Raw genomic sequence first — 19,731 nt, 5'->3', positions numbered from 1 at the left:
CGCTTCTGTCTCCCCCAAATTGGACAGCAAACGTTTCTGCCCTGCGCGCGATTCGCACAGGGTTCTGCGGGTCAGACTACTCTTTTTACACGATGAATCCAGCTCTCAGGCGCGCAAGTCTTCCCACTCCGGGTGCCGCTTGAATGCCGCGACGACGTAACTGCACACCGGCCTGATCCTGTGCCCACCCTCGCGCGCGTCGTCGATCAGCCGTTCGACCAGCTTGCCCGCCACGCCCTGCCCGCGCAGGTCGTTCGGGACGAAGGTGTGATCGGCGGCCAGCACGCCGCCCCCTTCCTTGACGTAGGTAAGCTCGGCCTGCCCCGGATGGCCTTCGACCGTCGCGTGATAGGCCCCGCGGCGTTGCCCGTCGTTCCGGGTGATCGTGATCTCGCTCATGCTGTCTCCTTCTGTGGAAGAGAACGGGAGCGCGATGACGCGGTTCCTCAGCCCCGCGCACCGAACAGGGCGGAGCCGACGCGCACATGCGTCGCGCCAAGCTTTACGGCCGCCTCGTAGTCGCTGCTCATGCCCATCGACAGGCCGGTCAGCCCGTTGTCGGCGGCCAGCTTCGCCAGCAGCGCGAAATAGGGCGAAGGTTCGACATCGGCGGGCGGCACGCACATTAGGCCCGCGACCGGGATGCCCGCATTGCGCGCCTCGGCCAGCAAGTTCGGCAGGTCGGCAATGGCGCAGCCGCCCTTTTGCTCTTCTTCGCCGATGTTGACCTGCACGAAGCACGGCACGGTCCGTCCGGCCTTTTCAAATGCCTTGGCCAGCGCCTTTACAAGGCTGGGCCTGTCGAGCGAATGGATCGCATCGAACAGCGCCACCGCATCGTCCGCCTTGTTCGACTGCAACTGGCCGACAAGGTGCAATTCGACATCGAGATAGCGCGATTTCAGGTCGGGCCACTTCGCCTGCGCTTCCTGCACGCGGTTTTCGCCGAACAGGCGGTGGCCCTGTTGCAGCAAGTCCTCGATGTCCTCGGCGGGCTTGGTCTTGCTGATCGCGACCAGCGCGATATCGTCGGGTTTGCGGCGCGCGATCTTTGCGGCGCGGGCGAGATGATCGCGAACTTCGGCAAGAGGTGTTTCGGCCATGGCGCGCTGCTATAGCGATGCGATGCGCCGTTGCCAGACCCTTCCGAAATTGTGGCTGATTTCCGATGCGCGCAACGATGCGGGGCTAGAGGGCGCACTGCGCCGCTTGCCGAAGGGCAGCGGGCTCGTGTTCCGACACTATCATCTGGGGCCGGATGCGCGGCAGGCGCGTTTCGATGCGCTGGCCCGGATTGCACGGTATCGGGGCATCGTATTGGCCCTGGCAGATGATGGTGCCACCGCGCGACGCTGGGGCGCGGACGGGATTTACGGCGCACCGAACCGGCTTGGCCGCCCACGCGGACTGATGCGGATCGCCACCGTGCACTCCCTGCGCGAACTCGCGGCTGCCCACCGCGCGAAAGCCGACGTTGTCATGCTATCGCCCGTCTTTGCCACACGCTCGCATCCCGGTGCCAAAACGCTCGGCCCGGTGCGCGCCATGCTGATCGCAAGGGACTCGCAGGTGCCGGTCGTGATGCTCGGCGGTATGACTGCGAGACGCGCCCACACCCTTGCCCCACATGGCTGGGCCGCCATCGACGGGTTGAGCCGCCCCGGCGCGATACCCACAGGGCCTGTCCGATCGATTGACCCGGACTCCGCGCCCGGCGCATAATCGCCCGCTGAACGAACGGGGAACCGAGATCATGGCAACACGAGCCGTCAGAGGACCTGCGCGCAGGGCGCCCGACTGGCGTGCCGCGCTTAAGCGCAGCGTGAACCGCACCGGCGAACTGCTGGGCGCGGCGGCACTGGCGCTGCTGGGCGTGTTCCTTGCGCTCTCTATGGCGAGCTATACGCAGACCGACGCCTCGTTCTCGACTGCCGCAGGCGGGACGAGTGCGAACTGGATGGGTGCGCCCGGGGCCTATGCGGCAGACGGGCTGTTCCTTGCCTTCGGGCCGGTTTCGGTACTGCTGCTGCCGATGCTGTGGGTTTTTGCCCGCCGCCTATGGCAACTGGCCGAGCATGAAGAGGTTGAACGCCCGCACTGGTGGCGGCCCTTGGCGCTGCTGGCGCTGGCGATGGTGCTGCTGGCCAGCGTGCTGGCGCTCTTGGTCGAAGGCGAGGTCTGGGGCCTGCCCGCCGGAATGGGCGGTATCGCGGGCCTGCTGGGGTCGAAGCTGATCTACGCCGTGTCGTCCGTCGCGCCCGATGCGTGGGCGGGTTGGGTGATCCTTGCACTGGCCGTGCTGGCGCTGATCGGCGGGGCCTTTGCCGTGGGCAGGGTCTTCGCCATCGACTGGGCATCGCTATTGACCTTGCCGCTGGGCCTGAAGCGTGACCGCGAGGACGATCGCGGCATCGTTGTCGAGCCCAAGCGCGCGAAGAAGCAACCGAAGCGCGAGGCGATGGTCGACGACGAGCCGGAGATTGTCGACACCCGCGAACGCCGAGCACCCGAAATCGCCGACCCCGCACTGCCGCCAAAACCGGTCGCCAAGGCGAAGAAGCCCAAGCAGCCGAGCCTGTTCGACAGCACCTTCTCGCTCCCCAGCCCGGAACTGCTGGCCGAAGTGCCGGACCAAAGCGGGCACAAGCTCGACAAGCTGGCGCTGGAACGCAACGCGCGCCTGCTGGAAAACGTGCTGGAGGATTTCAACGTCAAGGGCGAGATCACCGCTGTGCGCACCGGCCCTGTCGTGACGATGTACGAGCTGGAACCTGCGCCGGGTATCAAGGCCGCACGCGTCATGGGCCTTGCCGACGACATCGCCAGAAACATGAGCGCGATCAGCGCCCGCGTCTCGGCCATTCCGGGCAAGACGGTGATGGGCATCGAACTTCCCAATGCCGACCGGCAGATGGTCTCTTTCCGCGAACTGATCGAGAGCGAGGCCTTCGGCGATCACAAGGGGATGCTGCCCATCATCCTCGGCAAGGACATCGCGGGCGAACCCATCGTCGCCGACCTTGCCGCGATGCCCCACCTGCTGGTCGCAGGTACGACGGGTTCGGGTAAATCGGTGGGCCTCAACGCGATCCTGCTGTCACTGCTCTACCGCCTGACACCGGCCGAGTGCCGCTTGATCCTGATCGATCCCAAGGTTCTCGAACTCAAGACCTACGACGATATTCCGCACCTCCTCAGCCCCGTCGTTACCGAACCGCACAAATCGGTTCGCGCGTTGAAATGGGCGGTGGAGGAGATGGAGCGGCGCTATCGCATGATGTCGAGCATCAGCAGCCGCAACCTTGCCGGATTCAACGAAAAGGTCCGCGCCGCCGCCGCCAAGGGCAAACCGCTGGGTCGCCGCGTCCAGACCGGGTTCGACCCCGAAACGGGCGAGGAAATCTTCGAGGAAGAGCAGCTCGATTACGAACCGCTGCCCCAGATCGTGCTGATCGTCGACGAACTGGCAGACCTGATGATCACGGTCGGCAAGGAAATAGAGGTGCTGATCCAGCGGCTCAGCCAGAAATCGCGCGCGGCTGGCATCCACCTGATCATGGCGACGCAGCGCCCGTCGGTCGACGTCATCACCGGCGTGATCAAGGCGAACATGCCGACCCGGATCAGCTTCCACGTCACCAGCCGCATCGACAGCCGCACGATCCTGGGCGAACAGGGCGCGGAGCAGCTGCTGGGCAAGGGCGACATGCTCTACAAGGCCAGCTCCAAGCCGCTGACCCGCGTGCACGGCCCGTTCGTATCCGACGAGGAGGTGGAGGAAGTCGCCGAGTTCTGGCGCGGTCAGGGTAGCCCCGAATACGTCGATTCTGTCACCGAAGAGCCAGAGGACGGCGGCTTCGCCTTTGACGACATCGACAATGCAAGCGACGATCCCGAACAGCGCAAATACGTACAGGTCTGCCAGATGGTGTTCGAAAACCAGAAGGCTTCGGCCAGCTGGATTCAGCGCCAGATGGGCGTGGGGTACAACACTGCTTCCAAATGGATCGAGCGGATGGAGAAGGACGGTCTTGTCGGCCCTGCCAACCATGTCGGCAGACGAGAGATCTACCGCGACCGGGACGGCAACGTGCTGTGACCGCGCGGCCCATCCTAAGGGAAACGCAAAAGTTGGCCTGTATCTAACCTTTTCGAGCGTAAATGCCTTGCGTGTCGCGCACAGGGACGGCGCAGACCGGGGATCGAGGACGGTGCCGACGGACTATGGTAAGCAGGGGACCGATCCCGCGGCGGCGCTGGCTTTTGGCGCGATGTCGCACCGCGTCCGCGCGCTGGCGACCGTTCACGAACTCTCGCTGCAATCGGCGTCCTATTCGGAAATCGACCTTGGCCGATACTTGCGCGAAATGACCCGCAAGATATCGGAAGGGCAAGCTCTGGCCGAACGCGGGATCGAGCTTTCCTGCACAAGTGACGTGGTTTTCATCGACTATGAGATCGCAAACACCGTCGGGCTTCTGGCGAACGAACTGATCGCCAATGCGGTGCGCCACGCATTTCCCATTGGTAAGACGGGGACCATCCATGTACACTTGCGCCGATCCGACGAAACAAATTGCGAATTTAATTGTGAAAGATAGCGGAGAAGGCGACGCAAGGTTCGACCCAAACGAACCAAGCCGGGGCGGCACCGGATCGCGTATCCTGCGCGCTCTCGTTCGCCAGCTAAAACGCGAGCTTCGGGTAGAAAACGACGACGGTACCTGCGTGAAATTACAATTTCCCTGCGGGCCGGTCGGTTGGGATGCCTGTGTCTGAAAGACCGCCAGCCAAGCGTATCGTGATCGTCGATGACGACGTGTTGATTTCCGAATACCTGCAGGACCTCTGCGAATTTTACGGTGCCGAAGTGGTGGGCACCGCGCACGATGCGCAAGATGCCGAAGCCGTCATCCTCGACCGCGAACCGGATTACGTGTTGATGGACCTGCGCCTTGGCGGCGCGCGCGATGGGGTGGACGTCGCCGAAACGGTGCAGGCGACGCTGCCGATGATGAAGATCGTCTTCATTTCCGGATCGAACGAGCCGAAATCGATGGACCGGATCGCATCGAACAACCCGCACCGGGTGCTGATCAAACCGATCTCGCCCGCCGATCTGCGCAACGCGCTGGCCTGAAGGAATACCCGGTTCGATCGGGAACGCGACGCAGTGATACGCACTTCGCAGATCGTTAGCATTGCCACAAACCGGTTGCGAATGTAACGAGCGGCTGAACGATGGCCCCTCTCATTGCCAGGAAACCGAAAATGCGCATCGGCTGCCCCCGCGAAATCAAGAACCACGAATATCGCGTCGGCCTGACACCCGAAAGCGTACACGAATTGATCGCGCACGGGCACGAGGTCTGGATCGAAAGCGGCGCAGGCCTTGGCATCGATGCCAAGGATACCGACTATGTCGAGGCCGGGGCGAAAATCGTCGACGGGCCGGACCCGATCTTTGCCGAGTGCGAGATGGTGGTGAAGGTCAAGGAACCGCAGGCACGAGAACGCGCCAAGCTGCGCGAGGGGCAGGTGCTCTACACCTACCTCCACCTCGCACCCGATCCCGACCAGACCGCAGACCTTGTGAAATCGGGTGTCACCGGCATCGCCTATGAAACCGTCACCGGACCCGGCGGCACTTTGCCCCTGCTGAAACCGATGAGCCAGGTCGCGGGCCGGATGAGCATTCAGGCCGGGGCAACCGCGCTGGAAAAGGCGCATGGCGGGCGCGGCGTGCTTTTGGGCGGCGTACCGGGCGTGATGCCGGGCAAAGTGACCGTGATCGGCGGCGGCGTGGTCGGCTGGAACGCGGCGCAGATGGCGGTGGGCCTTGGCGCCGATGTCACTATCCTCGACCGTAGCCCCGAACAGCTGGAACGGCTGGGCATGTATTTCGAAAGCCGCGCCAAGACCCGCTTCTCGAACAAGGCCAACCTTGCCGAAGCCGTTTGCGAGGCCGACCTTGTGATCGGCGCGGTCCTGATCCCCGGTGCCGCCGCGCCAAAGCTGGTCAGCCGCGACATGCTGAGCTCGATGAAAAAGGGCGCGGTGCTGGTCGACGTTGCCATCGATCAGGGCGGGTGTTTCGAAACCAGCCATGCCACGACCCATGCCGATCCAACCTATGTGGTCGATGGCATCGTGCATTACTGCGTGGCCAATATGCCGGGCGCGGTCGCGCGGACCAGCACTTATGCGCTGAACAACGTAACGTTGCCCCATGCCCTGTCGATTGCCGACATGGGCTGGAAAGCCGCCCTGCGCGCCAATGCCGATCTGGCCGCCGGTCTGAACGTTCACGCGGGCAAGGTCACGTTTGGGGCGGTGGCGCAGGAACTGGGCTATGACCACACACCGGTAGAGGCCGTACTGGCCGACTGATCCGTATCGGAGGGGTGTTTTCCTCCGGTTAACCAGAATGCAAGCGATCGGTGCCAATCTGATCGCAATGGTTGGTGGGATTCGCTCTTTACTGGTGTCGCTTGCGCTGATTGCGGTGGCGGCCTGGCCCGGCTCTGCGCGGGCGGGTGAAGTTGTGCGCGCCAGTTGCCATGCTTCTACCGTGTTGAACGCGGGGCCCGATCACCCAGAGCTTCCCCCCACCAACGAATGGGTCTGCGACAATACCGATTTCGCCGATTCGCCTCCGGTGGCGTGGCTGTTCTTTACCCCGACCGACATCGCCGGGATGCAGGTGACGCATTTCGTGACCGACATCGGCCGGTTCCAGACGATGACTCTGATCGCGATGGGGCCGGATGGTCCGGTCCGGTCGCGGTCCTATCGCATGGCCGACGTCGATATTTATGCCAACGGCCCCAAATTCGCACTGCCTCTGCCCGACCTTGCAGGTGCGACAGGGCTGGTCGTCGCGATAGAAAAGCCCTGGACCGCCCGGCTCAGCACCCGGGCATGGTTGCAGGACCAGCATGGCGACGCCGATTCGCTGGGGTGGAGCCACGAAGGCATGCTGGCTGTCGCGGTGGTGATCGGGATGATCCTTGTGTCGCTTTTCCACCATGTGGCCGCCTATAGCCTGATGCGCCAGCGCGCGGCCCTGTGGATGACGGCCACGCTGGGCAGCCTGCTGTTGCTGACGCTGACTGCCAGCGGGATGATCCATTTCGTGCTGGACCTGCGGTTGGGGACGATCGTCTGGCTTTCTACTCTGGCCCTGTTTGCCCCCGCCTGTATCGGGGCCGGATTGTTGACCCACCACATGACCGATGCCGAACTGGGTGAGAACCGGCGCAAGCTTTTGCAGGGCGGCGCGATTGCGACGTTCACGATCGTCACCCTGTTGTGCCTGCCGCTGGAACCGTTGCGCCCGCTGGGTCCGGTTGTCCTGTTGGTCCTGCCCGTCCTGCTTTTCATCGGCGCGGCTGCCGCTTGTGCAGAGGCGCTGGGTAACGGATGCACCCGCGCGCGTTTCCACATGGCGATGTGGGGATCCATGGCGCTGGTCTATGTTGCCAATGCGTCGCGCGCGACCGGGCTGGCCGTGGGCAGCGACTGGATCGATTTCCTGCTGTTCGGGGGCACCATGCTGACCGCGACCTTCGGCACGATGGCGATGGTCAGCAACGTCGATTCGATCCGGCAGGAAAAAGAGCGGGAGAGCGCGCGTCTGGACGCGCTGACCAACCTGATCGACCTCGATCCGCTGACCGGCATCTTCAACCGCCGCGCGTTCGAGCAGCGCTTTGTCGAATTGCGGTCCGACGGGTTCCACGCGCTGGCCGTCGTCGATCTCGATCACTTCAAGATGGTCAACGACCAGTTCGGTCACACGACCGGCGACCGCGTGTTGCAGGAAGTCGCCGCCGTTCTCGCCTCTGACCGGGATGGCATCGCCTTCCGCATGGGCGGAGAGGAATTTGTCGTCATGCTGCGCGGATCGCACATTCAGCAGCGGGCGGAACAGATGCGCCGCGCCATCACGATCCGCATCGCCAACGAGGTTGATGGGATCGACGGACCGATTACGGCCAGCATGGGCCTGATCGAAAGCCCGCCGGGCGGGGCATCGACCATGCGCCAGCTCTACAGCCACGCCGATCGCTTGTTGTACGAGGCGAAATACAGCGGACGGAACCGCCTGATTTCAGAGCGTATCCAGGTTTTCGACGCCCCCGCCCGCGAGCGCCGCGTGCAGGATCGGCGTCAGGCCGTCCGGCCCTGAACGCCTATTCGGCAGGCAGAAAACGTTTCGCCACATCCTGTGGCACGCGTTGGAGGCGACCCGTATCACGCGCGATCATCGCCCAGGTTGAGCGAACCGAGACCAGCGGCTTGCCGCCTTCAGCACGCATGAAATCGATCAACCGTTCGAACCGGGCGCCCGTCGGCGGCTGTTCGATCCGGGTTGCGCCGATCACACTCTCGCCCTCGGCAATATTGCCGCGATAGTCGATCTCGTGCCGGGTCACGACCCACAGGTATGCCTCGACATGGGCGGGATCGGCCACCGCCTCCCAATGCGCGGTGGCGATATCCTGCGCCCATTGCAGCCAGACCGCGTTGTTGACGTGGCCCATGAAATCGATGTGCTCCGCCCCGGCAGTGAACGTCATGCGAAAACGGCGATCCGGATCAGATCCCATCGAGATCGATTCCCGCCAATTTCCAGCCCAGCCCGTCGCGCCGGAATATCAGCGCGCCATCGCTATCCGATGTCACCAGCCTAAATGCGTGGAGGCCGTCTCCTTCGATGTGCCATTCGACTGGCTCGGTCGCATCCTCTCGCCGCGCGACGGTTACGCCCGCCGCCTGCCCGCTCCGCACGAGCGTGGCGACGGCTTCGGGCGTGACGAGGCCGTCAATGGCCAGCCCCGCCCCGGCCTTGGCCAGCCGGGTGCCGAGATCGCTGCTGCCCATCCGTTCGCGCTCGATCGCGCCGCCGACTTCGGCCTTCAGCGAGTCGCGAAAAGCCGGGAAATCGACCCGCCCTTCCAGCCGCGCGACATCGCCCGACCGCGCCGCCTCTCGCAGGTCGTAGAGTGCGTAAAACCGCGACCCCACAAACCATCCGCCGGCGACGGCAGCGGCCACGATCAGCAGGACAATCAGGCGTTTCAAGCGGAGGCCGTTCCGGTCTGCCAGAGGACGAAGGCGTATTCCTCGGCAATTTCGCGCAAGCTGTCGAACCGGCCCGACTTGCCGCCGTGGCCCGCGCCCATGTTCATCTTCATCAGCAACTCGTTTTCGTCGGTCTTCATTTCTCTCAGACGAGCCACCCACTTTGCCGGTTCCCAATAGGTCACGCGCGGATCGTTGAGGCCGCCCGTTACCAGCATTGGCGGATAGGCCTGAGCCTTGACCTGATCGTAGGGACTATAGCTTCGGATCAGGTCGAACGCGGCGGGGTCCTCGATGGGATTGCCCCATTCCGGCCATTCGCCAGGAGTTAGCGGCAGCGAGGCATCGAGCATCGTGTTCAAAACATCGACGAACGGCACCTGCGCCACCACCGCACCCCAGATGTCGGGGTCGGAATTGACGATAGCGCCCATCAGCTCACCACCCGCCGAACCGCCCGACGCGGTGACGCGGCCTTTCGACGAATAGCCCTTGGCAATCAGGCCCTTGGCTACATCGACGAAATCATTGAACGTGTTGGTCCGCTTGGTCAGCTTGCCATCCTTGTACCAACGCCGCCCCAGATCGTCGCCGCCGCGAATATGCGCGATGGCAAAGATGAAACCGCGATCGACAAGGCTGAGCCGCCCGGTCGAGAAATAGGGCGAGATCGCGTGGCCGTATGCACCATAGCCATAGAGGTGCAGCGGCGCGGTTCCGTCCAGCGGGGTATCGGCCCGCATCATCAGCGAAACCGGCACCTCTGTCCCGTCACGCGCGGTAATCGTCACCCGCTCTGTCCGGTATTGCGAGGCATCGTAGCCCGAGGGGATTTCCTGCACCTTCAGCACGGTCAGTTCGCGCCTGGCCGGATCGTATTCGTAGACCGTGCCCGGTGTGATCATCGAGTTGTACGACAGCCGCAGGACCTGCGTATCGAATTCCGGGTTGTCGGCCATACCGGCGCTATAGCTGGCTTCGGGGAATTCAACCGGCTCGGCCACGGTCGGATTGTCGTAACGGCGCACCTGCACCTGATCGAGCCCCGCCAGACGACCCTCTGTGACGAAGAAGTCGCGGAACAGGTCGAAGCCGGTCAGGTAGAAATCATCGCTGCCTTCCAGCACGGTTTCCCAAGCGCCGGGGGCCGCCAGCGGGGCTTTGGCCAGCCGGAAATTCTCGTGATCGTCGTTGGTGTGGACCCAGACGGTGTCGCCCGCCACATCGACGTCGTATTCCACGCCCGCCTTGCGCTCGCGCACGAGGATCGGCGCTGCGGTCGGATCGGCGGCGGGGACGAGGCGAACCTCGCTCGTCTCGTGATCCGAACTGCCGATGACCAGCCATTTTTCATCGGCTGAAAGGCCGGACCCGACGCGAAATCCTTCGTCATCCTCGTGGAACAGTTCGACATCGTCCGCAATTGGCGTGCCGATCCGGTGCAGCCGCGCATTGTCGGTGCGCCAGTTCTCGTTGGCAAGCGAGTAGACGATCCCGCTATCGCCCGCGACCCAGACCAGCGAACCCAGCGTGCCGGGGATCGTGTCTTCCAGCAGCTCGCCGGTGGTCAGGTCCTTGATCCGCGCATTGAATCGCTCCGACCCGTCGGTATCGATGGCATAGGCCAGCTTCGTACCGTCCATGCTGACCGAGAATGCGCCCAGCCGGAAATATTCGTGGCCCTCAGCCAGTGCGGCTTCGTCGAGGATGACGACCTTGCCCTCGGTCCCGTCGCGGCCACCGGCGGCGGGCTTGCGCCACCATTGCTTGTATTGCGCGCCTTCCTGATATTCGACCCAATAGTACCAGTCGCCGTCCTTTTGCGGGACCGATCCGTCGTCTTCCTTGATGCGCGCCCGCATCTCCTTGAACAGCGTTTCGATCAGGCCTTCGTGCGGGGCCATGCGCGTTTCGAACCACGCATTTTCGGCCTTCAGGTGGGTCAGGATCTCCTCGTCCGTCACGCGCGGATAGCCCGGATCGCGCAGCCAGTTGTACGGATCCTCCACGGTAATGTGGTGGTGCGTGAAGCTGTGCGGCTTTTTCACGGCGCGGGGCGGTCCGGACAGGGCGGTTGCGGTATCGCTCAAAGGAAAGGCCTTTCGTCGAAGGTCGGCTGGAAAGGGCGCGTCATGCGCTCTATGTTACGCTGCATCTATGGACGCGCGCACGGTGCCGCAAGGCGCTGGCGAAAGGTCCCGCCCCGATTTGAAAGCGAACCGACGCAATGTTGATGCAAACCCACGAAGCCCGCCTCCACGCCTTGCGAGAGGAACTGAAGCGCCGAGACCTCGACGGTTTCGTCATCCCGATCAGCGACGAGCATATGAGCGAATACGTCGGCGAATATGCGCAGCGCCTAGCGTGGCTGACCGGGTTCGGCGGATCGGCGGGTACGGCGGTGGTTCTGGCGGACACCTCCAATGGTAAGGGGGCCGCGATCTTCGTCGACGGCCGCTATACCTTGCAGGTGCGCGATCAGGTCGACGGCAAACTGTGGGAATACCAGAGCGTGCCCGAAACCAGCCCGGCCCAATGGCTGGGCGAAAACGCGGCGAAGGATGCGCGCATCGGGTTCGACCCATGGCTCCATTCGCGCGGCTGGGCCAAGGGGGTCGAAAAGGCGCTGGCCAAGCGTGGCGCGGCGCTGATCGCGCTCGACAGCAACCCGGTCGACGACGTGTGGCAGGATCGCCCCGAACCCAGCCCCGCTCCGGCGGTGCCGCACGACAATGCGCTGGCGGGCCGGTCCAGCGCCGACAAGCGCGCCGAGATTGGCGAGTGGCTGACCGCTAATGGCTATGACGCGACCGTCATCACTGCGCTCGATTCCATCGCTTGGCTGTTCAACGTGCGCGGGTCCGACGTGTCGCGCACGCCGGTCGCGCTGTCTTTCGCGGTGGTCCGCGCCGACGGGACGGCGGAGCTGTTCATCGATCCGGGTAAGGTTACGCCCGACCTCGCCGCGCATCTCGGCAACGAAGTGCAAGTCAGCGACCGTGCCGAGTTCGAGGCCGCGCTGGCCGCGATGCACGGCAAGACCGTGGCCGTCGACCCCGAACGCGCCGTCGCGGCGATCTTCAAGGCGCTGGACGACGCAGGCGCGACCATCAAGGAAGAGCGTGATCCGGTCGTCCTGCCCAAGGCGATCAAGACGGCTGCCGAGCAGGACGGCCACCGTGCCGCGCAGGCCCGCGACGGGGTCGCACTGACGAAGTTCCTCAGCTGGATCGACCGCGAAGGTCCGTCGGGCGAGATCGACGAACTCTCCGCATCCGATCGTCTCGAAGCGTTGCGGCGCGAAAGCGACCGCCTGACCGACCTGTCGTTCGACACGATCAGCGGCGCGGGGCCGAATGGGGCAATTGTCCATTACCGGGTGAGCGAGGATACCAACCGCACGCTTGAACCCAACAGCGTCTACCTCGTCGATTCCGGCGGCCAGTATCGCGACGGCACCACCGACGTCACCCGCACAGTCTGGGTCGGGCCGGACGCAGCGCCCGCCGAAGTGAAGGACCGCTTTACCCGCGTGCTGAAAGGCCACATCGCGCTGGCCATGGCGGTGTTCCCGAAGGGCACCGTCGGCAGCCAGCTCGATACGCTGGCGCGGCAGTTCCTGTGGCAGGCGGGTGTCGATTTCGCGCACGGCACAGGCCACGGCGTCGGCAGCTACCTCTCGGTCCACGAAGGGCCGCAGAATATCGGCAAGAGCCGCGGGACCAAGGAACAGGCGCTGTTGCCCGGCATGATCCTGTCGAACGAGCCCGGCTATTACAAGACCGGCGAGTACGGCATCCGTATCGAGAACCTCGTGCTGGTCGAACCGCGCAAGATCGAGGGCGCAGAGCAGGACATGATGGGTTTCGAGACATTGACCTTCGCGCCCATCGACCGCGACCTGATCGACGTATCGCTGCTCAGCCGGGCGGAGCGCAACTGGATCGACAGCTATCACGCCAAGGTCCTCTCGGTCGTCAGCCCGCGCCTGTCCGGCCCGGCGCTGGCGTGGGTAGAGGCTCAGTGTGCGCCGCTGGAGGGGTGAAGCCTGTCGGGTAAGTGAACGGTGTTTTGCCACTGATACAAACTACGACAAATCTCTCGATATCGGGGATAATGCTGCGACAGGCCGGGCGTAGAAGGGGTGACAGAAGTCGTGAGGGCGATGACCCGGGTTCTCCCTGATGTCCCCTCCCCCAAAGCCCGCGCCGTCGTCATCGCGACTTCACCCATTTTTCTGGCCGCATCTGGATCGCGGCCGACCGAATCGAGAGGACGAGAGATGATCAAGAAGACGATGATTGCCGCCGGTGTCGCAACGCTTGCGCTGGGCACCGTGGCTTATGCCGCGCCCGGCATGATGAAGGACGCAGGTCCGATGTCGCTGGCCGATGCGCAGACCAAGTCGGGCGAGATGTTCGCCAAGATGGACGTAAACGGCGATGGCCAGCTCGATCAGGCCGACCGCGACGCCCGCAAGGCGCAGCGTTTTGCCAAGCTCGACACCGATGGCGACGGTTCGATCAGCGAAGCCGAATTTGCGGCGCATCACGAAATGCGCGGCAAACGCGGTGACGGCGACGGCATGCGTGGCCATCACGGCAAGCGCGGCGGCCATCACGGCATGCGCATGATGGGCAAGATGGCCGATACCAATAACGATGGAGTCATCACCCGCGCCGAATTCGATGCGGGCGTGGCCAGCCACTTCGCCAAGATGGACGCGGACGGCAATGGCACCGTTACTGTCGAGGAACGCAAGGCGGCCCGCGAGGCGATGAAGGCCAAGTGGCAGGAACGCCGCGAGGCGCGCCAGGCCGACTGAGCCGCCTGATACCAGACGACAAGAGCGGGGCGCTTCGGCACGGTGTGCAGGGGCGCCCCGATCCGTTACAGAAGCCGAGAGACCGATGAACGACCAGCAGGCCCCCGATCGTATCCTCCTCGTCGATGACGAGAAAGACCTGCGCGAACCGCTGGGCGCTTACCTTGAAAAGCAGGGCCTTGCCGTCCGGCAGGCCGATTCCGCCGCCGCGGCGCGCACCATGCTGCGCGAACAACCGGCCGACCTCGTCCTGCTCGACATCATGATGCCGGGTGAGGATGGGCTGTCGCTGTGCCGTCATCTTGTCGAAACGCAAAAGACCCCGGTGATCCTGCTAACCGCGCGGGGCGAGGCGACGGACCGCATCGTCGGGCTGGAAATCGGGGCCGACGACTATGTCGTGAAACCCTTCGAGCCGCGTGAACTGGTCGCGCGCATCCGCTCCGTCCTGCGCCGCGCCACCCGCGCCGAAGCCGCGCCAACGATTGAGCAGGATTATGTGTTCGAGAACTGGCGGCTTGATCCGCTGAAGCGCCGCCTGACCGATCCCGAAGGCGCGGTCGTCGCGATTTCGTCCGCCGAATATCGCCTGCTACGCGCGTTTCTGGACCATCCGCGACAAGTGCTGGACCGCGACCGCCTGCTCGACATGGTGCAGGGGCGTGAAGCGCACTTGTTCGACCGCAGCGTCGACAACGCAATCAGCCGCCTTCGCCGCAAGGTGGAGGAAGATCGCACCGATCCGCGCCTGATCCTGACCGTGCGCGGCGGCGGCTATATGCTGGCCGCCGACGTGTCGCGGGCCGATCCCGTGGTGGCATGAGGCGGTTCCTCCCCCGATCCCTTCAGGGCCAGATGTTGCTGGCTGTCGCGCTGGCCCTGCTGGTCGCGCAGGGCATCGGCGCGGGCCTTGCATGGCGCGCGCAGACGGAGCGTGAGAGCAACGCCATCGTCCACGCGCTGGCCTTTCGCCTGATCGGCGGAGGCATCCTGCGCAATGGCAACGGGCGCGAACTGCGCCGTCCCGGCGGTCGCAAACCGCGCCTCGCACGATTGATCAGTGCCGAAGACAGCCCCCTGCGCAAGAACGATTACCGGAACGAGGCGATGGAGCAAAAGCTTCGCGCCCTGCTGAGCGACCAGGGGCGGGACGTAGCGGAGTTGCAGGTTTTCGAACGCAAGCTCGACGGAGAGCTGATGCGTCGGTTCCTGCCCCCGAATGTGAACATGGAAGACGTGCGCGGCGTGCGCCGGGCAAGGAAAATGCGCGTCGTGATCGCAGCCAGCAGGCTGGAAGGCGATGATACCTGGCAGATCGCCCGCGCCATGCGCGCGCCGCGCGATCCGCATTTCCTGCGCACGCTGCTGATGCAGACGGTGCTGATCTACATCGTGCTGATGGGCGCGATTGCCGTGATTCTGCGCCGGATCACCAAGCCATTGAAGGCTCTTACCGCGCGGGTCGAGGCGTTTTCGGCCAACCCTACGCTGGAACCCGATGGCCGGGTGGAGCCGCAGGGGCCGGTCGATACACGCAGCCTGATCGCTGCGCACAACGCGATGGAAGCGCGGATCGGCGCGCTGCTGAACGAGAAGAACGTGATGCTTGGCGCAATCGGGCACGACCTGAAAACCCCGCTGGCCGCGCTGCGCGTGCGGATCGAATCGGTAGAGGACGAGGAAGAGCGCGCGAAGATGGCGGGCACGATCGAGGACCTCACTCGTACGCTGGACGATATCCTGTCGCTGGCCCGCGTGGGCCGCCCGTCCGACCCGGTGGAGCCGACCGAACTGTCCGCGCTGACCGCCTCTGTCATCGAGGAGTTCGAGGACATGGGCGAGCCGATCGAACTGGGCGATACGCAGCGGGTAGTGCTACCCGTACGCGCGACATGGCTGCGCCGCGCGATCCGCAACCTTGCCTCCAACGCGATCCGCTATGCGGGCGGTGCGTGCGTGACGGTGGCGAAGGAGAACGGCCATGCCGTGATCCGCGTGGCCGACGAGGGCCCCGGCATTCCCGAGGATGAAATCTCACGGATGATGGAGCCGTTCGAGCGCGGCGACCCCAGCCGCAATCGCGGCACCGGCGGCGCGGGGATCGGGCTGACGCTGGCCCGCGCCATTGCCGAGCAGCACGGAGGGGTTCTGGCGCTGCGAAATCGGCCCGATGGTGGGTTGGTGGCGGAGATCAGGCTGCCATTGTCCTGACATTGGCTGGTCAGCGCTCGGGGCGCGCAGCGACTCCCGCAAGGCCGAACGGCCGCCCGAGCTTATGCGAGGAAGCCAAGCGGGCCGGATGGCCCGCGCCCGGCGTTTGAGGGGCTCAAAACAAGAAATTACCGCATCAACCCGCCGAGGATATTGCGAACAAACGCGTTCAGGCCGGTCCTCAACGGATCGGCGCCCGACTTCTTGCCCAGCGCCGCAGCCACACCGATCGACAGGGCAGAGCCGGCCGCCGCCTTGATTGCGCTCTTACCCGCCTTGCCGACATCAATGCCCCACAGGCTGGTCGATTTCCGCTCGCGCTTGCCGACTTCCTCGCGGCCTTTCTCAGCAACTTCCGCCGCCGTCGCCGCAGCATCCGCCGCCTTTTGCGCCAGCACTTCCTCCGCACTCTCGCGGTCGACGGTCGTGTCGTATTTGCCCTCAACCGGGCTGACCGAGCGGATGATCGCGCGTTCCTTGGCACTCACCGGGCCCAGCCGACTGCGTGGCGGCTTGATCAGCGTCCGCTGTACCACCGATGGTGCACCGTCTTCCATCAGGGTCGAGACCAGCGCCTCACCCGTCTTCAATTCCGTAATCGCTTCTGCCACGTTTAGGTCGGGATTGATGCGAAACGTATCCGCCGCCGCCTTGATTGCCTTCTGATCGCGCGGCGTGAAGGCGCGAAGTGCGTGCTGCACCCGATTGCCCAGTTGGCCTGCAACTTCCTCGGGAATGTCGATCGGGTTCTGCGTGACAAAGAATACGCCCACGCCCTTCGACCGGATCAGGCGGACGACCTGCTCGATCTTTTCCTCCAGCGCGCGCGGCGCGTCGTCGAACAGCAGGTGCGCCTCGTCAAAGAAGAACACCAGCTTCGGCTTGTCCGGGTCGCCCACCTCTGGCAGGCTTTCGAACAATTCGGACAGCAGCCAGAGCAGGAACGTCGCATAAAGCTTTGGGCTTCGCATCAGCTTGTCGGCGGCGAGCACGTTTATGTAGCCGCGCCCCTGATCGTCGACGCCGAGAAAATCGTCGATCTCCAGCGCGGGTTCGCCGAAGAACCGGTCCCCACCCTGTGACCGCAACGACAGCAGCGAGCGTTGAATCGCGCCAACGCTAGGCTTGGTCACATTGCCGTACCGCGCGCTCAGGTCCTTGGCGTTCTCCGCCGTATGCGCCAGCATCGCCTGCAAATCGTCGAGGTCGAGCAGCAGCAGCCCCTGCTCATCTGCATAGTGGAACGCGATGTTCAGCACGCCTTCCTGTGTCTCGTTCAAATCCATCAGGCGTGACAGCAGCAACGGGCCCATTTCCGAAACCGTCGTGCGGATCGGGTGTCCCTGCTCTCCGTAAAGGTCCCAGAAAATCGCCGGATTGTCGGAATAGGCATAGTCGGTCATGCCAAGTTCCCTGGCCCGTCCCTCCAGCTTATCGGCGTGCTTGAAGGTGGGCGATCCGGGCATGGAGATGCCCGAAAGGTCCCCCTTCACATCAGCGACGAATACCGGGACCCCGCTGGCGGAAAAGCTTTCGGCAAGGCCCTGCAGTGTCACCGTCTTGCCCGTGCCGGTCGCGCCCGCGATCAGGCCGTGTCGATTGGCGCGCGATAGGTGCAAACCCTGCCGCTCGCCATTGTTTGCCAGCCCCAGGAAGATCGTGTCCGTCATGCGCCCTCGCGTCCTTTTGCAACCCCGCTTCGGCCAAGGGGATGGCGCAAGCGGTCGGGGACGGTCAAGCGCGCTAATCGTAACAGGCCTTGCGGCGTGAGGGCCGCTTCGTCATGGAAGGCGCCGACCATGCGCAAACCCTTTATCCTGCTGGACGATGCGCGCGATCCCGCGGGTGGCGAAGCGGCACCGATGCGGGTCTATCGCGATCCCGTCGCCGTATTCGCGGCGCATAGCGGCGATGCGGTTGCGGGCGCGCTGGCCGCTGCCGAGGAAGCGCGCAAGGGCGGCGCGCATATTGCCGGATATCTCACCTATGAGGCGGGGTTGGCGCTGGAGCCTCGGCATGCACCGCTCTTGGCCGCAAAGACGCTGGACAGCCCGCTAGTCTGGCTAGCAGCGTTCGACGGATACGAAAGCGTCTTGCCGGATACCGTAGCGGATTGGTTTGTAGCCGAGACCAACGCTACACCCGGCCCGGCCTATCTTTCGCCGCTGCACCCGGCGGTCGACCGCGAAGCCTATGGGCAGGCGTTCGACACCATCGCCGACGCAATCCTCGCGGGCGATATCTATCAGGCGAACCTGACCTTCCCGCTGACAGGCCGTTGGGCGGGCGATCCGCTGGCGATCCACGCGGCGCTGCGCAAACGGGCGGCGGCAGGCTATGGCGCTCTGGTTTTCGATGGCGAACGGCACCTGCTCTCGCTCTCGCCCGAGCTGTTCTTCGCGCTACGCGGCGATAACGTGACGTTGAAGCCGATGAAGGGCACCCGCCCCCGCGCGGCCGATCCGGCCAAAGATGCCGCGCTGGCCCGCGGCCTTGCCGACAGCACCAAGGACCGGGCCGAGAACCTGATGATCACCGACCTGATGCGCAACGACGTATCGCGCCTTGCCGAACCGGGCAGCGTGATCGTGCGCGATGCCTTCGCGGTAGAGAGCTATCCTACGGTCCACCAGATGACTTCCTCCGTCCGCGCCCGCCTGCGCGACGGGTATGGCGCGATCGACCTGCTGCGCGCGATTTTCCCCTGCGGTTCGATCACCGGCGCGCCGAAAATTCGCGCGATGGAATTGATCGACGCGATAGAGACTGCCCCGCGCGGTGCCTATTGCGGCGCGATCGGGCGGGTTGACCCCGATGGCGATAGCGCATTTAATGTGGCAATCCGCACACTTACGCTGGAAGGGTCTTGCGCGGGGGGCGTGCGGATGGGTGTCGGATCTGGCCTTGTGGCAGACTCCGATGCGGACGACGAATGGGCGGAATGCCTGATCAAGGGGGGCTTCGTGTCGGGGGCGACAGCGCAGCCGAAGCTGATTGAAACGATGCGGTTCGATCCGGCCATCGGGGTGCCGTTGATCGAATTCCATCTCGCGCGCCTGAAGGAAAGCACCATCGCGCTGGGCCATTCGCTGGATCGTCATGCGCTGCGCAACGACATTCAGGCGTTCTGCTTTCTGAACCGCGATCCGAAGCGGCTTCGCGTGCTGGTCGCGACCGATGGGACTTGGGAGATCGAAGGGCACAAAATGCCCGATGCGATGCCCGATCCGGTGCCGGTCGCGGTCTTGCCCCTGCCGGTCGACCCGCAGGATTGGCGATTGCGATACAAGACAACCGACCGTGATTTTTATGACAACGCGCGGGTCGAAGCCGAAGCTCTGGGCGCGCGTGAAGTCGTGTTCGTGCGCGATGACGGCATCCTGACCGAGGGTAGCTTCACCAACCTGTTCGTCGAACGCGGCGGCAAATTGCTGACCCCGCCGCTGTCGCGCGGGCTCTTGCCGGGCGTGATGCGGGCTTGGCTGATCGATGAAGGCCGCGCGGAAGAAGCCGACCTGACCGTTTCCGACCTTGCGGACGGCTTCGTCATCGGCAATGCGCTGCGCGGGCTGATGCCGGCCCGGTTGATCGCACAGGATTAAGCAGCA

Annotated in this window: 17 protein-coding genes; 11 read left to right on the top strand and 6 right to left on the bottom strand. The window is 64.4% G+C overall.

Annotated features, from left to right (window positions below; genetic code table 11):
* Positions 1–105: 105 nt before the first annotated feature.
* The gene (locus AB433_RS16840; protein WP_047822669.1) at positions 106–399 is read right to left on the bottom strand and encodes a GNAT family N-acetyltransferase; all 294 of its coding nucleotides are present in this window, start codon (positions 397–399) and stop codon (positions 106–108) included.
* Between the two features lie 47 nt (positions 400–446).
* Positions 447–1,103 (bottom strand): YggS family pyridoxal phosphate-dependent enzyme, encoded by a 657-nt coding sequence (locus AB433_RS16835; RefSeq protein ID WP_047822667.1) that lies wholly within the window; start codon positions 1,101–1,103, stop codon positions 447–449.
* On the opposite strand from AB433_RS16835, the gene AB433_RS16830 reads away from it, so the two are divergent.
* The 6 genes from AB433_RS16830 (at position 1,102) to AB433_RS19635 (ending at position 8,191) form a co-directional block, all read left to right on the top strand.
* Positions 1,102–1,722, top strand: a complete 621-nt coding sequence (locus AB433_RS16830) for a thiamine phosphate synthase (protein WP_082134990.1) — start codon at positions 1,102–1,104, stop codon at positions 1,720–1,722. The genes AB433_RS16835 and AB433_RS16830 overlap by 2 nt on opposite strands.
* 31 nt (positions 1,723–1,753) lie before the next feature.
* Positions 1,754–4,099, top strand: coding sequence for an FtsK/SpoIIIE family DNA translocase (locus AB433_RS16825; RefSeq protein WP_047822666.1), 2,346 nt, complete (start codon positions 1,754–1,756; stop codon positions 4,097–4,099).
* A 112-nt stretch (positions 4,100–4,211) separates the two neighbouring features.
* Positions 4,212–4,601 carry a histidine kinase dimerization/phosphoacceptor domain -containing protein gene (locus AB433_RS16820; protein ID WP_047822664.1) on the top strand — a complete coding sequence of 130 codons (390 nt, stop codon included), beginning with the start codon at positions 4,212–4,214 and terminating at the stop codon, positions 4,599–4,601.
* A 170-nt stretch (positions 4,602–4,771) separates the two neighbouring features.
* Positions 4,772–5,140 carry a response regulator gene (locus AB433_RS16815; RefSeq protein WP_053059302.1) on the top strand — a complete coding sequence of 123 codons (369 nt, stop codon included), beginning with the start codon at positions 4,772–4,774 and terminating at the stop codon, positions 5,138–5,140.
* Positions 5,141–5,271: 131 nt separating this feature from the next.
* Positions 5,272–6,390, top strand: coding sequence for an alanine dehydrogenase (gene ald / locus AB433_RS16810; RefSeq protein WP_047822661.1), 1,119 nt, complete (start codon positions 5,272–5,274; stop codon positions 6,388–6,390).
* A gap of 94 nt (positions 6,391–6,484) precedes the next feature.
* Positions 6,485–8,191: a GGDEF domain-containing protein gene (locus tag AB433_RS19635; protein WP_156170869.1), complete on the top strand. Its 1,707-nt coding sequence runs from the start codon at positions 6,485–6,487 to the stop codon at positions 8,189–8,191.
* A 4-nt stretch (positions 8,192–8,195) separates the two neighbouring features.
* Here AB433_RS19635 and AB433_RS16800 read toward each other — a convergent pair whose 3' ends face one another.
* Genes AB433_RS16800 through AB433_RS16790 form a run of 3 tightly spaced genes read right to left on the bottom strand, consistent with a single transcriptional unit; the run spans position 8,196 to position 11,177 of the window.
* Positions 8,196–8,582, bottom strand: coding sequence for an acyl-CoA thioesterase (locus AB433_RS16800; RefSeq protein ID WP_245626697.1), 387 nt, complete (start codon positions 8,580–8,582; stop codon positions 8,196–8,198).
* 19 nt (positions 8,583–8,601) lie between these two features.
* On the bottom strand, positions 8,602–9,087 hold the full coding sequence (locus AB433_RS16795) for a DUF2939 domain-containing protein (protein ID WP_047822656.1): 486 nt from the start codon (positions 9,085–9,087) through the stop codon (positions 8,602–8,604).
* Positions 9,084–11,177 carry a S9 family peptidase gene (locus AB433_RS16790; RefSeq protein WP_047822653.1) on the bottom strand — a complete coding sequence of 698 codons (2,094 nt, stop codon included), beginning with the start codon at positions 11,175–11,177 and terminating at the stop codon, positions 9,084–9,086. The genes AB433_RS16795 and AB433_RS16790 overlap by 4 nt, the downstream gene beginning before the upstream one ends.
* Positions 11,178–11,320: 143 nt before the next feature.
* Between AB433_RS16790 and AB433_RS16785 the strand changes: the two genes are divergently transcribed.
* The 4 genes from AB433_RS16785 (at position 11,321) to AB433_RS16770 (ending at position 16,123) form a co-directional block, all read left to right on the top strand.
* Positions 11,321–13,132: an aminopeptidase P family protein gene (locus AB433_RS16785; protein WP_047824371.1), complete on the top strand. Its 1,812-nt coding sequence runs from the start codon at positions 11,321–11,323 to the stop codon at positions 13,130–13,132.
* 237 nt (positions 13,133–13,369) lie between these two features.
* On the top strand, positions 13,370–13,912 hold the full coding sequence (locus AB433_RS16780) for an EF-hand domain-containing protein (RefSeq protein WP_047822650.1): 543 nt from the start codon (positions 13,370–13,372) through the stop codon (positions 13,910–13,912).
* An 85-nt stretch (positions 13,913–13,997) separates the two neighbouring features.
* Positions 13,998–14,735, top strand: coding sequence for a response regulator (locus tag AB433_RS16775; protein WP_047822648.1), 738 nt, complete (start codon positions 13,998–14,000; stop codon positions 14,733–14,735).
* Complete coding sequence (locus tag AB433_RS16770; RefSeq protein ID WP_047822645.1) at positions 14,732–16,123, top strand: sensor histidine kinase; 1,392 nt, start codon at positions 14,732–14,734, stop codon at positions 16,121–16,123. The genes AB433_RS16775 and AB433_RS16770 overlap by 4 nt, the downstream gene beginning before the upstream one ends.
* Positions 16,124–16,251: 128 nt before the next feature.
* On the opposite strand, the gene AB433_RS16765 is transcribed toward AB433_RS16770, so the two are convergent.
* The gene (locus AB433_RS16765; RefSeq protein ID WP_047822643.1) at positions 16,252–17,793 is read right to left on the bottom strand and encodes a helicase HerA-like domain-containing protein; all 1,542 of its coding nucleotides are present in this window, start codon (positions 17,791–17,793) and stop codon (positions 16,252–16,254) included.
* 129 nt (positions 17,794–17,922) lie between these two features.
* On the opposite strand from AB433_RS16765, the gene pabB reads away from it, so the two are divergent.
* Positions 17,923–19,725, top strand: a complete 1,803-nt coding sequence (pabB, locus tag AB433_RS16760; protein ID WP_047822641.1) for an aminodeoxychorismate synthase component I — start codon at positions 17,923–17,925, stop codon at positions 19,723–19,725.
* Positions 19,726–19,731: the final 6 nt, after the last annotated feature.

The sequence above is a fragment of the Croceicoccus naphthovorans genome, assembly GCF_001028705.1.
GTDB classification, from domain to species: Bacteria; Pseudomonadota; Alphaproteobacteria; order Sphingomonadales; family Sphingomonadaceae; genus Croceicoccus; species Croceicoccus naphthovorans.
Note: the sequence above shows the minus strand (reverse complement) of the source record. Positions and strands in the feature narration are given on the sequence as shown.